Below are 14,994 nucleotides of genomic sequence, written 5' to 3'. Positions count from 1 at the left end.
TCATCAAGGAGGCCAGTACCGGGTCCCAACAGTCGTGCTACACGCCCCCACCGATATACTAGTGTTCTGCTGCGGATGCCCCGGCCAGTGTTACTGCTCCCTCGGGCCACCAGACTCCTGCGGCGGGTCCGCCGTTGCACGGTCCGTCGCTCTCGCCCGGCGGCTTGACCCACAGATTCATATCGACCACGTCGTCGCCGAACGTGCCGCTCGGCTCGCCGACGCGCTGCCCGGCAGGATTGCACCACTCCGCTCCCGCCGTCGCCGCGCCGTTGCGCGACGTGTCGACGATCGCGTGCATCCCGCCGAGATGCCCGGACAGCTCATGCGCGTAGGCGAACTCGTCATGCGTCGCCCGGTAGTTCGACACGTTCGTCGCGAAACCGCGCACCTGAGTCCCAGCATCCACACGCGAGATCAGGGTTGCCATCTCAGCGGCCGGCAGCCAGCCGCTGTGCCCGCCGTCGAGATAGATCCATGTGTCAGGGCCGGAGAGCTCGTGCGCCGCCGCGCGAAGCTGCGCGAAGCGCTGATCCCCGTCTCCGCACGAGGGAGCAAGCGCCAGGCTGTCGGGCTCGAGCACCACGACCTTCTGAACATCGGGAGCCGCCTCAAGTGCATCTGCGATCTCGGACACCCACGCCGGATACTCCGACGCCGCCAGACCCCCGGCCGAGTGACTGCCGCAGTCGCGGCCGGGCAGCCCGTACACGACCACCGCCACCGCGGCATCCTCGTTCCGCGCCTGCGACGTCAGCGCAGTGACGGTCCTGCCGACCGCACCGGGCGGATCCTGCTCCGGAGTGAGCCAGTACGCCGTCGGCTGCGCGGCAAGATATTCGGTCGCGGCGATCTCAGCATCCGACCCGTCCTCCGCCAACGCGCGCTGCGCCTTCGACTGGTGCGGTGCGATCACGGTCGTGCCCACCCCCGGCGGCGTGGCGGCCGCCGTGAACGCCCACCGCTGCACGAGCGCGACCGCGATCACCACCGCGGCACCCACCGCAACAGCGACCACGGCGATCACCAGCAGCGAGACGCGTCTTCTCAGAGCGGGATTCCGGCGAGCCGCTTCACGTGGTCGCATCGGTCACGCGCTCCCAGCGGTCGCCGCCCTTCGCATGCGCCGTCAGTGCCGCAGCCGACGCACAGCGCAGCAGCGCATCGTAGTCGTACCCTGTGACCGACACCTGCGCCCAGCCGACACTCGCCGTCATGCGCACCGGCAGCGGATCGCTGTCGTGCTCCGATGAGATCCGCTTGAGAAGGTCGGGCAGCAGCTCCCGGATGCCGCCCCGTGCGCGGGGAATGAGCACGACGATCCGGGTCGGGCTGATCCGCTGGATATCGGCCTCCGCCGGCAGCACGGCGTCGACATCCCGTTCGAACCGGTGCGTCGCCGCATTGAAGGCCGCCGTGGTGGTGGCCAGACGGATGTCATCCGGATCGTCGATGCGGATGTCGAGCAGCGACCAGGAGGTGTCCGCGGCCGCCTCGGCCCGGTTCAGCCGTGTGCGCACGGTGCTCTCGAATCCGTTGCCGGCCTGTACCGCGCTGTCGTCGCTTCTGGTCAGCAGCAGCACTGTCATCAGCGCGCAGACGACATACACCGCCGCACCGATCAGGTTGATCGTGCGCACGAACAGCAGACTGTCCGAGACGGTCGCCTGGCCGCCGGCGACCAGTACACCGTTGACGATGGTTATGGCGGCGAAGGCGATGAACAGCGTCGAGGCGCCCATCAGCGGCAGCGCCTCATCGCGCAGCTGCGGACCCAGACGCATCAACTCCGCGACGATCAGCGCCGCGATGACCGCCATCGCCGCGAACACCACCCGGAACACGACGCCGTACGCGCCCAGCTGCACCGCCACGAGCAGAATCAGCGGCGCAGCGAAGGTCAGCGTGATCGCGACAGACACATACTGCCGTGGCTGCTGTCGGTAGGCGCGCAGCCCCGACCAGATCAGCCCCATCGACCCGATCAGCAGCCCTGATCCGACCGCACGCAGCTGCTCGGGATACAGGTAGTCCTGCCCGATCCAGACGTACGACCCCACCATCGCCACGGTGAACGCGGCCGACCACACCGCCGTCGCCCTCGACGGCCGGGGCAGGAACCCCAGCCCGATGAACATCACCGTCGCCAGCGTGGTCAGCGCGACAACCGGCATCGCCAGAGTCGAAGTGATCATGACAGCATCCGTTCTTGAGACAACCGCTCCTGTGATGACGAGGGCAGCGTCACCGTCACCTGGGTGCCCTCGCCGAATCGGCTTTGCACTTCGAGTCGGCCGCCCTGGGCCACGACGATCTCGCGAGAGATGGCAAGCCCCAGCCCGGTGCCGGGGATGCCCTGCCGCCGGGCGTGCTCAGTGCGGAACTCCGGCTCGAAGATGCGCGGCAGATCGTCCTCGGCGATGCCGATGCCGGTGTCGGTGATGACGATGCTCACCTCATCCACTGTCGGCCGGGCGCCGTGCACCGTCACCTTGCCACCGCGCTGCGCGTACTTGATGGCGTTGCTGACCAGGTTGTCGAGCACCTGCCGCAGGCGGAACGCATCGGCCCGCAGCCGCAGCGGCTCGGACAGGCAGACATCCAGAAGCACGCCACTGGCATCCGCCGTCGGCAAGAAACCCTCGACGGATGCCAGCGTGACCCGGGCGAGGTCGAAATCAACCGCCTGGTCGTCGGCCTCGGCGGCAGGGGCGGCGAGCACCTGATCGATCAGCTGCTCCATGCGCGACCCCGCCCGCTCGATGACGTCGAGCTGCGTGCGGGCCGGCGCCGACAGATCGTCGCGCTCGAGCAGCAGATCGATGTGACCGAGCACGGCGGTCAGCGGGTTGCGCAGCTCGTGCGAGATCGTCCGGCGCCGCGCATCGTCGCCGGCGCGCGGGTCGACGTTCTCGGTGATCTCCTCGACGACGAGCAGCACGCCGTCGTCCGCGAAGTCGCCGTTCTCGATCGGGCGCGTGGTGGCGCGGATCGCACGCCAGCGACCGTCCAGGCCGAACAGCCACACCGTGTGGTTCTCGAACAGCTCGCCGCGCGAGGCGCGCGCGATCGTCATCTGCCGCGCCGGCACCGGCTGACCGCGGCGGGAGTCGTACTCGACCGCCCAGCTGTGATGGTAGCCACGCTGCTCTTCGAGTGCGTAGATGCGGTGGAACGCGCTGTTCGACATCACGACCACACCGCCGTCCACCACGCGCGCGACGCCGATCTCGAGCGAGTCGAGCAGCCGGCGATTGCGCGCCCGCTCCTGATTCACCCGCTGCAGCGCGTGCCCTAGCCGAGCGGACTGCCCACGCAGCAGTTGGCGCACCGACCGGTTGCGCTCCGAGCCGACGAACATGATCACGCCGACGAACGACATCGCGATCATCAGCATCACGATGTCGAGCGTCGCCGCAACGGTGAACCCGCGGATGCCCAGATTCGTCATCAGCATCGTGCAGATGAGCGCGAGCATCGCCACCAGGGTGACCGCCGAGTAGTACGACGCCACCCAGGCCACCGGGAACACCCACAGGAAGGCGCTCGCAGCATCCGCGCCGGTGTAGATCAGCCCGATGGCGAGTGCGTTCAGCACCGGGAGCACGAGAACCGCGCCCTGGCCGAAGCGGTTCCACGGCACGGCGAGTGAGACGACGGTGACCAGGATGATAAGCAGCATGCCCGAGCTGACTGCGGGATCGGTCAGCAGCCGCGGCGTCAGCAGGGCGACGCCCACGCCGATGGCGACGATGGTGAAGGCCAGGATGAGCTGCCAACGCCAGATCGAACGACAGCGTCCGTCACCGTAGTAGCGGATCCCGGCGGCGTCCGTTGTCGTCGCATGTGACCCGGTGAGCATGGGCGCCATTGTATCCAGCGCGCGGTCGTCACCCCGTTTACGCATGGATCCCTCGCAAAAAGCGCCGTTTACGCTGTAACTCATGTGTGGAATCGTCGGATACGTGGGCCCGCGGCCCAGCCAGGACATCCTTCTCGCGGGCCTGGCCCGTCTCGAGTACCGCGGCTACGACTCGGCCGGCATCGCCGTCATCGATGAGGCCGGCTCGCTGGACATGCGCAAGAAGGCCGGCAAGCTCGCCGTGCTGCGCGATTCGCTCACCGATGCCGCCATGCCTGACGGCTCCACCGGCATCGGGCACACCCGGTGGGCCACGCACGGCGGCCCCACCGACGTCAACGCCCACCCGCATCTCGCTGACGATGACAAGCTGGCCGTCATCCACAACGGCATCATCGAGAATTTCGCCGCACTGCGCGATGAGCTGACCGCCGAGGGCGTGACGTTCCTCAGCGAGACCGACACCGAGGTCGCGGCGGCTTTGCTCGGACGCGAGTACCGGGCATCCGAAGACCTGCAGACGGCGTTCCGCAACGTCGTGAACCGTCTCGAGGGCGCCTTCACACTCCTCGCCATGCACGAGGACCACCCCGGTCTCGTCGTCGGCGCACGCCGCAACTCGCCGCTCGTGATCGGCCTGGGGGAGGGCGAGAACTTCCTCGGCTCCGACGTCGCCGCCTTCGTCGAGCACACCCGCAGCGCCCTCGCGATCGGGCAGGACCAGATCGTCGCGATCACCCCCGCACAGGTCACCGTCACCGACTTCGACGGCAACCCGGTCGAGGCGCAGCCGTTCGAGGTGTCGTGGGACGCCGCCGCCGCCGAGAAGGGCGGCTGGTCGTCGTTCATGGCCAAGGAGGTCGCCGAGCAGCCCGAGGCCGTCGCCAACACCATCCGCGGGCGGGTGCAGGGCGACCAGGTCGTCATCCCCGAGCTCGACGGACTGGATGACCTGTTCACGGGCATCCGACGCGTCATCATCACCGCCTGCGGCACCGCCTCGTACGCCGCGCTGGTCGGCAAGTACGCGATCGAGCAGTGGGCGCGCGTGCCCGTCGACGTCGAGCTGGCGCACGAGTTCCGCTACCGCGACCCGGTGATCGGCGACGACACGCTGGTCGTCTCGATCAGCCAGTCGGGCGAGACCATGGACACCCTGATGGCCGTCAAGTACGCGCGCGAGCGCGGCGCTCGCACCCTGTCGGTGTGCAACACGCAGGGCGCGACGATTCCCCGCGAATCGGATGCCGTCGTCTACACCCACGCCGGCCCCGAGGTGGCTGTCGCCTCGACCAAGGCGTTCTCGGCGCAGATCACCGCGCTGCTGCTGCTCGGCCTGCACATGGGCCGCGTGCGCGGATCGCTCGACGCGTCGGCCGCCGACGTCGTCGCCGAACTGCAGGAGCTGCCCGAGAAGGTCGCGCAGGTGCTCGCCGACGAGACCGAGCACGTCTCGCAGCTGGCTGGCTGGATGGCCGACACCCGCTCGGTGCTGTTCCTCGGCCGGCACGTGGGCTACCCGATCGCCCTCGAGGGTGCGCTCAAGCTCAAGGAGATCTCGTACATCCACGCCGAGGGCTTCGCCGCCGGCGAGCTCAAGCACGGACCCATCGCGCTGATCGAGCCCGGCCAGCCGGTGTTCGTGATCGTGCCCTCGCCGCGCCACTCGGCACTGATCCACTCGAAGGTCGTCTCGAACATCCAGGAGATCCGCGCCCGTGGAGCCCGCGTGATCGTCGTCGCCGAAGAGGGGGATGCCGCAGTGTTGCCTTATGCCGACGAGGTCATCCGCATTCCGCTGGCCTCGCCGCTGCTCGAGCCGCTGCTGGCCGTCGTGCCGCTGCAGATCTTCGCCATGGCCCTCGCCACCGCGAAGGGCCTCGACGTCGACCAGCCGAGGAACCTGGCCAAGTCCGTCACCGTGGAGTGACGCCGGCTGCGGGCCTGTGCCCGCAAGGCGCTCGCACGATTTGCAGGACTTCGCACGAAACGCAGGGGCGGATGCCCGTATGCGCCCTGCATTTCGGGCGAAGTCCTGCGTTTCGGGTGCCCGCAGCCCCGGCGGTCACGGGCAAAGCACGGTCGGCGCGGTAGTCTTCCCGGAGATAGCCTGTACTATCTTTGTTCGTAAAGTTTACTAACAAAGGTGTGTGACGTGAACGGACCCCACGAGTCGGCGAAGCACGTCGACCGCTTCACCGGAGCCTTCGGCCCGTCGCGCAAACTGCGATCGCGCGCGAAGCTGCTTCCGGAGTACGCGCGCGCCCACAACCGCTCCCTCGTGCTGCAAACCCTGTACCACGCGGGCGAGGTCAGCCGCGCCGACCTCGCCCGCGAGACCGGGCTCACCAGGGTCACCATCTCCGACCTGGTCTCCGAGCTGATCGCCGACGAGATCGTGAGAGAGGTCGGCACGCGTGAGGCCTCCGGCCCCGGCAAGCCGGCGACCCTGATCGACGTCGACCGCGCCGGGCACCACATCATCGGCATCGACATGTCGGGATCGACCCGCTTCGAGGGCGCGGTCATGAACCTCGACGGCGACGTCGTCACCAGGGATGCCATCGAGCGCCCGCCCGAGGACGGCGATGCCACCTTCGCCGGGATGCTCGAGCTGGCCAGACGGCTCATCGCAGCATCCGACAAGCCGATCCTGGGCGTCGGCATCGGCACCCAGGGTGTCGTCAGCACCGACGGAGTCGTGCTCAGCTCACCCAACCTGGGCTGGCAGGGGATGCCCCTGCGCGCCCGCACCCGCGAAGAGCTCGACCTGCCCGTCATCGTCGGCAACGACGCCAACGCCGCGGTGCTCGCCGAGTACACCTTCGGGGGAGCGCGCAGCGACTTCATGCTCATCAAGGTCGACCGCGGCGTCGGCGCCGGGCTGATCACCGGGGGACAGCCGCTCACCGGCAGCCGCTTCGCGGCCGGTGAGATCGGGCACGTCGTGGTCGGCACCGACGGCGGCCCGCGCTGCGTGTGCGGAAGAGACGGATGCCTGGAGGCCTGGCTCAACGTCGTGCGCCTGAGCGGAGCCATCGAGGCGAGCCCCGCGACGCGCGATGAGATCCTGCGCGATGCCGGGGCGCGGATGGCCATCGGCATCGCCCCGATCGTCGCCGCCCTCGACCTGTCGGACATCGTGCTGTCGGGACCGGCCGATCTGCTCGACGAGGTGTTCATCGGCGCGGCCGTCGACACCCTGCACGCACGCACCCTCGACGGCGTCTTCGACGACATCACGATCCACCGCACCACCCAGCCCGACATCGTGCTGCGGGGGGCAGCGGTGATGGTGCTCGCCGCGCAACTCGGCATCTCGTAGCGGGCTCGCAGCTCGACATCGCAGCATCCGCGCCCTCGCGGCGCTGCTCGGCGAGCCCCGAAGCGAGCCCGAAGCGAGCCCGCAAGCGAGCCCGGAAACCGGCGACGACGCCTGCCCGGAGCCCGCCCGATCGGCATTTCCGTCGGCGAGTCCCAATCGTTATTCGGTGCGACTTGTCCCTCTCGATCTTTATTTGTTAGGTTGCTGTCCTAACAAACCTCGCCTGGAGGTTTGCCCTCCACGGGGAGAACCCCTCCTGCAATGCAGCACCGAGAGGAATGACCGAATGATCCGCAATAAGACGCGCAAGATCGCGTTGACCACCGCCGCGGGGGCGTCTGTGCTCGCCCTCGCCCTGACCGGATGTTCGACCGCCGACGCCGGCGACTCGGGCGAGTCCAACGACCGCCCGCTGCGCGTGTGGGCCGGCAGCACGACCCCGATCACTGCGAACTACAACCCGTTCGCCCCCACCGTCCTGCACGGCGCACTCGGCCCGATCTACGAGCCGCTGTTCTTCTTCAACAAGACCGCCGACACCGAGCCCGTCGGCATGCTCGGCGAGGCGTACGAGTACAACGAAGACGGCACCGTGATCACGATCAAGCTCAAGAGCGACCTGAAGTGGTCCGACGGTGAGCCCCTCACGGCAGAGGACGTCGCCTTCACGTTCCTGTACGAGCCGAACAACCCTGAGGCCAACGGCCTGATCTCGGCCGAGGCGACCGACGAGACCACCGTCGTGCTCACCTACGACGCCGCGCAGTACACCACCGCGTTCCAGCGCCTCGGCTCGACCCTGATCCTGCCGAAGCACATCTGGGGCGAGATCACCGACTTCGCGAACTTCGCGAACGAGGACCCGGTCGGCTCTGGCGCGTACGTCGTCGACACCACCACCAGTGAGTCGTACACCCTCGTCGCCAACGAGAACTTCCGCGATGCCGACGAGCTGGGCGTCAAGAGCGTGCAGTACATCGGCGTCGACAACAACCAGACCGCGCAGGACCTGCTGGCCGCCGGCAAGCTCGACTGGGCGGGCATGTTCATCCCGAACCCCGAGTCGGTCACCGGCAACGGCAAGATCGAGTGGATCAACACCCCGCAGGACCCGACGGTGCTGTACACCTGCTCGAACGCCGACCTGGGCTGCGTCGGCGCGCAGACCGACGTCGCCGTGCGTCAGGCACTGAACGTCGCGATCGACCGCGCGACCATCAAGGAGAAGGCGTTCGTCGGCATGACCGGTGAAATCTCGCCGACCTTCGCGCTGATCCCGCGTGACGAGAAGTGGGTCGCCGACTCGGCCGACAAGCTCAGCCCGCAGGACCCCGACGCCGCCGAGGCCGGCAAGATCCTCGAAGCCGCCGGCTACACGAAGGATGCGGACGGCTTCTACGGCAAGGACGGCAAGGCGATCGAGCTCAGCCTGACGTCGGTCGACGGCTGGACCGACTACAACGACGCGGCCAAGCTGATCGGCGAGCAGGCGAAGGCTGCCGGCATCAAGATCAACGTCTCGACCGTGCAGTGGCAGGAGTTCTCGGATGCCCGCCAGAGTGGCGAGTACGAGCTGATCATGGGCGGCGTCATCGGCACCTCGGTCGCCGACCCGTTCCAGATCTACCGTGACTGGTTCGGCGGCGCGGCCGTCGAGTCGACCTCCAAGGTCGGCGAGGAGGTGCCCCCGGGGCGCTGGAACTTCAGCCGCTACAGCAACGCCGAGGTCGACGCCGCCATCCAGGCCGCCGTCAGCACCGACGATGAGGCCGAGCGCAAGGCGCTGTACAGCACCATCCAGGAGCACATCGTCGACGACGTGCCCTACATCCCGCTGGTGGTCAACGCGACCCAGACCTTCTACAACACGAAGGACTTCACGGGGTGGCCGACCGAGGACGACCTCTACGCGTTCCCGCCCTCGTGGGGCTCGATCGCTGCCGGGTACATCCTCCAGCATCTCCAGCCGGCCGGATAACACCGGCGCGCATCATGTCGGTCGGGGACGCAGGAAGTCAAGATAAATGAAGTTCTACCTACGAAGGATCGGGTTCTACGCATTCACGCTGTGGGCCGCGATCTCGCTCAACTTCCTGCTTCCCCGGCTGATGCCGGGGAACCCGGCCGACATCATGATCGCCAAGATGCAGCGGGCCGGCGGTGAGGTCTCCGAGACCACCATCCGCAACATCCGCATGCTTCTCGGCGGTGAGGACATCCCCCTCTGGCAGCAGTACTTCCAGTACTGGGGTCAGATGTTCCGCGGCGACCTCGGCATCTCGGTGACCGACTTCCCCAAGCCCGTCTCCGAGCTCATCGCCGAGGCGCTGCCGTGGACGCTCATCCTGGTCGGCACCGCCACTCTCATCTCGTTCATCCTCGGCGTCGGACTCGGCGCCTGGGCGGGGTGGAAGCGCGGCACCTGGGTCGACCACCTCATCCCGGCCACGACCGTGCTGCAGTCCATCCCGTACTTCTGGCTCGCGCTCGTGCTGGTGTTCGTCTTCGCCGTGACGCTGGGCTGGTTCCCGATCTTCGGCGGGTACGACGTCTTCAGCTTCCCCTACGGGCCGGAGGCCAGCTGGGCCTTCTTCACCGATGCCGTGGCCCATGCGATCCTGCCTGCGGTCACCATCGTGGTCAGCTCGGTCGGCGGCTGGCTGTTCGGCATGCGCAACATGATGGTCTCCACCCTCGCCGAGGACTACGTGCTCACCGCAGAGGCCAAGGGTCTGCATCCGCGCCGTGTCATGACCACGTACGCCGCACGCAACGCGGCCATCCCGTCGATCTCGGGCTTCTCGATCACGCTCGGCTTCGTCGTGGCCGGCTCCATCGTGATGGAGCAGGTGTTCACCTACCCGGGCGTGGGCAAGCTGATGTTCCAGGCCGTCACGATGAACGACTACGCCCTGATGCAGGGACTGTTCCTCGTCATCACGATCGCCGTGCTCGGCGCCAACTTCTTCATGGACCTGGTCTACGGGTTCGTCGATCCGAGGGCTCGCCAGAATGTCTGAAACCACCATCACCACCGAAGAGGCGCGCGAGAGCGCCGTCGACGCCCCGACCACCGGGCCGTCCAGCACGAGCGCCGTCGTGACCTCGCGCACCCGCCGGCCACGCAGCGGATCCCCCCTGCGATCGGGCAAGTTCATCACCGGCGTCGTGCTGGTCGTGGGCATCACCCTCTTCGCGATCCTCGTGCCGCTGTTCGCACAGGATCCGACGTTCACCGGCAACGACTCCCTGCAGCCGCCGTCGGCGGAGCACTGGCTGGGCACCACCAAGCTCGGCAACGACATGCTCGCGCAGCTGGCCACCGGCGCCCGCGGCTCGCTGCTGGTCGGCGTGCTGGCCGGCGGCATCGCGATCGCGCTCTCGCTGATCTTCGGTGTGCTGGCCGGCTACCTCGCAGGCTGGCGAGAGGATGCCCTCGCGCTGATCACCAACGTCATGATCGTCATCCCGGGCCTGCCGCTGATCATGGTCATCGCCTCGTTCGTCTCCAACCGCAGCTGGCAGCTGGTCGCCATCATCCTGGGCTTCACCTCGTGGGCCGGCGCCGCCTACGTGCTGCGCCTGCAGGCCCGCTCGCTGCGCTCGCGCGACTACGTGTACGCGGCCAAGGTCGCCGGCGAGAAGTCCTGGCGCACGATCCTCGTCGAGCTGATGCCCAACCTGCTGCCGCTGCTGACGGCGCAGTTCCTGTTCGCGATCATCTTCGCGATCCTCAACGAGGCGGGGCTGTCGTATCTGGGTCTCGGACCGAATTCATCGATCACCTGGGGCACCATCCTCAACGACGCCCAGTCCGGTCAGGCTCTCAGCCGCGGCGCGTGGTGGTGGTTCATCCCGCCGGGCGTGATGATCGCCGGCCTCGGTGCCGGCCTCGCCCTGATCAACTTCGCGATCGACGAGGTCATCAACCCCAAGCTGCGAGGCGCCCCGCAGGCGGCCCGCAGCGTCCGCAAGGCCGCCAAGGCGATGGGAGCATCGGCATGACCGCGCTCGAGCCCGTGCTCACCGCACGCAACGTGTCGATCGAGTACGAGGTCGACCCGCCGGTCAAGGCCGTGCGCGACGTGTCGCTCACCCTGCACCGCGGCGAGATCCTGGGCCTTGCCGGCGAATCGGGCTGCGGCAAGACGACGCTCGCCTACGGGCTGAACCGCCTGCTGAAGCCGCCGGCGCTGATGGAGGCCGGCGAGATCACGTTCCACGACCGCAGCGGAGACGACATCGATGTGGTGTCGCTCGGTGCCGAGCAACTGCGCGCGTTCCGCTGGGACAAGATCTCGATGGTGTTCCAAGGCGCGATGAACTCGCTCAACCCGGTGATCAGCGTCAAGGCGCAGATCTACGACATCTTCGACACGCACCGCCCTGGCACCTCCCGCGCCGAGAAGAAGCGTCGTGCCGAAGAACTGCTGACGCTGGTGGGCGTCGACCCGAATCGGCTCACCAGCTTTCCGCACGAGCTGTCGGGTGGCATGCGCCAGCGCATGATGATCGCGATGGCGCTGGCGCTCGACCCGCAGGTGATGATCATGGACGAGCCGACCACCGCTCTGGACGTGGTCGTGCAGCGCGACATCATCCGCGAGATCATGCGGCTGCGTGAGAAGCTCGGCTTCGCCGTGATCTTCATCACCCACGACCTGCCCATGCTGATCGAGATCAGTGATCGCATCGCCGTGATGCTGCAGGGGAAGATCGTAGAGCAGGGCACGGCGGAGGAGATCTACCGCAACCCGCAGCACGAATACACCAAGAAGCTGCTCTCCAGCTTCCCGAGTCTGCGGGGTGAGCGCGGCGACTTCGTGCGCCACAGCGCTCGCCCCGGTCTGGAGCAGGTGCGATGAGCCGGCCGGCAACCCTCGAGGCACGCGACCTCAACAAGACGTTCACCCTGCGGTCCGGGTTCAAGACCCGGCCGCTGCACGCCGTCAACGACGTCTCGTTCACGATCGAGGCGGGCAAGACGATCGCCCTGGTGGGGGAGTCGGGGTCGGGCAAATCGACCATCGCTCGGATGCTGATGAAGCTCGAGACCCCCACCTCGGGGCAGATCCTGCTGAACGGCCGCGAGACCGGCACCGGGGGGCGCGAGATCGCCAGCTACCGCTCTGAGGTGCAGATGGTGTTCCAGGATCCGTTCGCCTCGCTGAACCCGTACCACTCGATCGGCCATCACCTGGCGCGCCCGCTGCGCATCCACCATCCCGAGCTGAAGGGCCGGCAGGTGCGCGAACGCGTGCTCGAGCTGCTCGAGCGGGTGCGCCTCAGCCCCGCCGAGAGCTTCATCGACCGCCGCCCGCACGAGCTGTCGGGCGGGCAGCGTCAGCGTGTCGCGATCGCCCGCGCACTCGCGCCCAGCGCCCGGTTCATCGTGGCCGACGAGCCGGTGTCGATGCTCGACGTGTCGATCCGCCTCGGGGTGCTCAACCTGCTCGCCGATCTGCAGCGCGAAGACGACCTCGGGGTGCTCTACATCACCCATGACCTCGCCACGGCGCGGCACTTCAGCGACGAGATCATGGTGCTCTACCACGGTGACGTCGTCGAGCGCGGGCCCAGCGACGAGGTCATCCTCAACCCGCAGCACGACTACACCAAGCGCCTGCTGAATGCGGCGCCCGAACCCGAGAACCTCGGCCGGCTGCGCGACGAGGTGCGTCGCGAACTGGCCGGCACCTGATCTCCGGGCGCGGTGCGGGAACGAATGCAGGTCGATTGAACGGTTGTGAAGCCCAGGCACGGCGTGTCGCTCTGCAAGCGTTCAGACTCCCTGCATCCGTTCCCGGAATCGGCGGCGAGTAGGCTGATGTCGTGATCATCGGCACCGGAATCGACCTCGTCGACGTCGCGCGGTTCGAGCGGTCGGTGACCCGCACGCCGCGGCTGCTCGAGCGGCTGTTCACCCCGGCCGAGCGTCAGCTCAAACTGCGTTCGCTGGCCGCCCGGTACGCCGCCAAAGAAGCGCTGATCAAGGCCCTCGGCGGCAGCGACGGCGTGTACTGGTCGGAGATCGAGATCACCCGCGAGCCATCGGGTCGTCCGCACTACGTGCTGAGCGGATCGACCGCCGCCGTGGTCGTCGAGCGCGGCATCGACGCCCTGCACCTGACGATGACCCACGACGCCGGCCTCGCCGCCGCCTACGTCGTCGCCGAGAGGCTCACGACCGAGGGAGAGGATGCCCGATGAACCCCTTCCGCGAAGCGACCATCAGCCTGGACGCGATCGCCGACAACGTGCGGCACTTCCGCGCCCTCACCGGGGTGCAGGTGATCGCCGTCGTCAAGGCCGGCGCCTACGGCCACGGCGCCCCCGCCGTCGCCACCGCGGCGCTGGCCGGTGGGGCCACCCGCCTCGGCACCGCCACACTCGACGAATCACTCGCCCTGCGTCGCGCCGGCATCACCGCACCGCTGATGGCCTGGCTGCACGAACCCGGCCAGCGCTTCGATGACGCCGTCGAGGCCGGCATCGAGATCGGCATCTCGTCGATGGAGCAGCTCATCGCGGCATCCGAGGTCGCGACGCCACCGGCATCCATCCACCTCAAAGTCGACACCGGGCTCTCGCGCAACGGCATCGCCACGCACGAACTCGACCGGGTGCTCGCCGAGGCGGCGCGCCTGGAGCGCATCGGCCGCATCCGCGTCGTCGGCATCTTCAGCCACCTCTCCGGTGCGTCGCTCGACGACGACCGCGAGCAGCTCGCCCGGTATCTGGCCATCATCGAGCAGGCCGCGTCGTTCGGCATCCACCCCGAGATCCGCCATCTCGCCGCCACCGCCGGCGCGATCGACCTGCCCGAGGCGCGGCTCGACGCCGTACGCGTCGGCATCGGGATCTACGGCCTCTCGCCGTTCGCCGACCGCAGCTCGGCCGACCTCAGGCTGCGCCCGGCGATGACCCTGCGCGCCGCGGTCGCCGCCGTGCGACACGTGAGCGCCGGCGCCGGGGTCTCGTACGACTACCTCTACCGGTGCGCGAGCGACACGACTCTCGCGCTGGTGCCGCTGGGCTACGCCGACGGGGTCCCGCGCCAGGCCTCGGGCACAGGACCCGTGCTCATCGGCGGCCGCCGCCACACCGTCGCCGGACGCATCGCGATGGACCAGTTCGTCGTCGACGTGGGCGACCAGCCCGTCGAGGTCGGCGACGAGGTGATCCTCTTCGGCGACCCGACCCTCGGCCAGCCCGCCGCGACCGACTGGGCCGACGCCGCCGGCACCATCAATTACGAGATCGTGACCCGCATCGGCCCGCGGGTGCCCCGCAGGACCGTGTCATGAGCGTCGACCCCGCCTTTCTCGGCCGGCACGAGATCGCGACCTCGGATGCGATGCAGAACCTCGGCTTCCGCATCGGCGAACAGCTGCAGCCCGGTGACCTGATCGTGCTGACCGGGCCGCTCGGCGCCGGCAAGACGACCTTCACCCGCGGGCTGGCCGAGGGACTCGGCGTGCGCGGTCCCGTGCAGAGCCCCACTTTCGTGATCGCCCGCACGCATCCCTCGCTCGTCGGCGGGGCGCCGCTGGTGCACATGGACGCGTACCGACTGGCATCCGCCGCCGAGCTCGACGACCTCGACGTCGACTTCGCACGGTCGGTGGTCGTGATCGAGTGGGGGAGGCCGATGGCCCCCGCCGTCGCCGACTCGTGGTGGGACATCGAGATCGAGCGACCCGTCGGCGGCGCCGACGTCGCCGATGAGGACCTCGACGCCGACGCACCCCGCTTCGTCACCATCGAGTGCGTCTCCCGCTCCGTCGCTGACGACTAACCTGGAAGA

Annotated in this window: 13 protein-coding genes; 10 read left to right on the top strand and 3 right to left on the bottom strand. The window is 68.3% G+C overall.

Annotated elements, in window-relative coordinates; all coding sequences use genetic code 11:
• Positions 1–58: 58 nt before the first annotated feature.
• From WDU99_RS13475 to WDU99_RS13465, 3 genes are read right to left on the bottom strand one after another with little or no spacing between them, the layout of a single operon-like run.
• Positions 59–1,087: a glycoside hydrolase family 6 protein gene (locus tag WDU99_RS13475; protein ID WP_337332971.1), complete on the bottom strand. Its 1,029-nt coding sequence runs from the start codon at positions 1,085–1,087 to the stop codon at positions 59–61.
• Positions 1,074–2,195: a hypothetical protein gene (locus tag WDU99_RS13470; RefSeq protein ID WP_337332970.1), complete on the bottom strand. Its 1,122-nt coding sequence runs from the start codon at positions 2,193–2,195 to the stop codon at positions 1,074–1,076. The genes WDU99_RS13475 and WDU99_RS13470 overlap by 14 nt, the downstream gene beginning before the upstream one ends.
• Positions 2,192–3,862 (bottom strand): sensor histidine kinase, encoded by a 1,671-nt coding sequence (locus WDU99_RS13465; protein ID WP_337332969.1) that lies wholly within the window; start codon positions 3,860–3,862, stop codon positions 2,192–2,194. Before WDU99_RS13465 ends, WDU99_RS13470 begins: the two co-directional genes overlap by 4 nt.
• Before the next feature lie 82 nt (positions 3,863–3,944).
• Between WDU99_RS13465 and glmS the strand changes: the two genes are divergently transcribed.
• The 10 genes from glmS to tsaE all read left to right on the top strand — a co-directional run bounded on the left by glmS (position 3,945) and on the right by tsaE (position 14,985).
• Positions 3,945–5,792: a glutamine--fructose-6-phosphate transaminase (isomerizing) gene (gene glmS, locus WDU99_RS13460; protein ID WP_337332968.1), complete on the top strand. Its 1,848-nt coding sequence runs from the start codon at positions 3,945–3,947 to the stop codon at positions 5,790–5,792.
• 225 nt (positions 5,793–6,017) lie between these two features.
• The gene (locus WDU99_RS13455; RefSeq protein ID WP_420064014.1) at positions 6,018–7,187 is read left to right on the top strand and encodes an ROK family transcriptional regulator; all 1,170 of its coding nucleotides are present in this window, start codon (positions 6,018–6,020) and stop codon (positions 7,185–7,187) included.
• Positions 7,188–7,473: 286 nt separating this feature from the next.
• The gene (locus WDU99_RS13450; protein WP_337332967.1) at positions 7,474–9,165 is read left to right on the top strand and encodes an ABC transporter substrate-binding protein; all 1,692 of its coding nucleotides are present in this window, start codon (positions 7,474–7,476) and stop codon (positions 9,163–9,165) included.
• Between the two features lie 46 nt (positions 9,166–9,211).
• Positions 9,212–10,207 (top strand): ABC transporter permease, encoded by a 996-nt coding sequence (locus WDU99_RS13445; protein WP_337332966.1) that lies wholly within the window; start codon positions 9,212–9,214, stop codon positions 10,205–10,207.
• Positions 10,200–11,192 (top strand): ABC transporter permease, encoded by a 993-nt coding sequence (locus tag WDU99_RS13440; protein WP_337332965.1) that lies wholly within the window; start codon positions 10,200–10,202, stop codon positions 11,190–11,192. The genes WDU99_RS13445 and WDU99_RS13440 overlap by 8 nt, the downstream gene beginning before the upstream one ends.
• Positions 11,189–12,052: an ABC transporter ATP-binding protein gene (locus tag WDU99_RS13435; RefSeq protein WP_337332964.1), complete on the top strand. Its 864-nt coding sequence runs from the start codon at positions 11,189–11,191 to the stop codon at positions 12,050–12,052. The genes WDU99_RS13440 and WDU99_RS13435 overlap by 4 nt, the downstream gene beginning before the upstream one ends.
• Positions 12,049–12,888 carry an ABC transporter ATP-binding protein gene (locus WDU99_RS13430; protein ID WP_337332963.1) on the top strand — a complete coding sequence of 280 codons (840 nt, stop codon included), beginning with the start codon at positions 12,049–12,051 and terminating at the stop codon, positions 12,886–12,888. Before WDU99_RS13435 ends, WDU99_RS13430 begins: the two co-directional genes overlap by 4 nt.
• A gap of 131 nt (positions 12,889–13,019) precedes the next feature.
• Entirely contained in the window at positions 13,020–13,397 is a 378-nt protein-coding gene (locus WDU99_RS13425; protein ID WP_337332962.1) for a holo-ACP synthase, read from the top strand.
• The gene (gene alr, locus WDU99_RS13420; protein ID WP_337332961.1) at positions 13,394–14,494 is read left to right on the top strand and encodes an alanine racemase; all 1,101 of its coding nucleotides are present in this window, start codon (positions 13,394–13,396) and stop codon (positions 14,492–14,494) included. The genes WDU99_RS13425 and alr overlap by 4 nt, the downstream gene beginning before the upstream one ends.
• A complete protein-coding gene (tsaE, locus tag WDU99_RS13415; protein ID WP_337332960.1) occupies positions 14,491–14,985 on the top strand; it encodes a tRNA (adenosine(37)-N6)-threonylcarbamoyltransferase complex ATPase subunit type 1 TsaE in 495 nt (164 codons plus the stop codon). The genes alr and tsaE overlap by 4 nt, the downstream gene beginning before the upstream one ends.
• Positions 14,986–14,994 lie beyond the last annotated feature (9 nt).

The organism is Microbacterium bandirmense, assembly GCF_037204185.1.
Lineage (GTDB): Bacteria > Actinomycetota > Actinomycetes > Actinomycetales > Microbacteriaceae > Microbacterium > Microbacterium bandirmense.
The sequence above is the reverse complement of the archived record's forward strand: the minus strand, read 5'-3'. Positions and strand labels throughout refer to the sequence as shown.

Coding starts and splice junctions, on each gene's coding strand:
- WDU99_RS13475 (WP_337332971.1), bottom strand. CDS start 1,087: ATGCGACCACGTGAAGCGGCTCGCCGGAATCCCGCTCTGAGAAGACGC.
- WDU99_RS13470 (WP_337332970.1), bottom strand. CDS start 2,195: ATGATCACTTCGACTCTGGCGATGCCGGTTGTCGCGCTGACCACGCTG.
- WDU99_RS13465 (WP_337332969.1), bottom strand. CDS start 3,862: ATGCTCACCGGGTCACATGCGACGACAACGGACGCCGCCGGGATCCGC.
- glmS (WP_337332968.1), top strand. CDS start 3,945: ATGTGTGGAATCGTCGGATACGTGGGCCCGCGGCCCAGCCAGGACATC.
- WDU99_RS13450 (WP_337332967.1), top strand. CDS start 7,474: ATGATCCGCAATAAGACGCGCAAGATCGCGTTGACCACCGCCGCGGGG.
- WDU99_RS13445 (WP_337332966.1), top strand. CDS start 9,212: ATGAAGTTCTACCTACGAAGGATCGGGTTCTACGCATTCACGCTGTGG.
- WDU99_RS13440 (WP_337332965.1), top strand. CDS start 10,200: ATGTCTGAAACCACCATCACCACCGAAGAGGCGCGCGAGAGCGCCGTC.
- WDU99_RS13435 (WP_337332964.1), top strand. CDS start 11,189: ATGACCGCGCTCGAGCCCGTGCTCACCGCACGCAACGTGTCGATCGAG.
- WDU99_RS13430 (WP_337332963.1), top strand. CDS start 12,049: ATGAGCCGGCCGGCAACCCTCGAGGCACGCGACCTCAACAAGACGTTC.
- alr (WP_337332961.1), top strand. CDS start 13,394: ATGAACCCCTTCCGCGAAGCGACCATCAGCCTGGACGCGATCGCCGAC.
- tsaE (WP_337332960.1), top strand. CDS start 14,491: ATGAGCGTCGACCCCGCCTTTCTCGGCCGGCACGAGATCGCGACCTCG.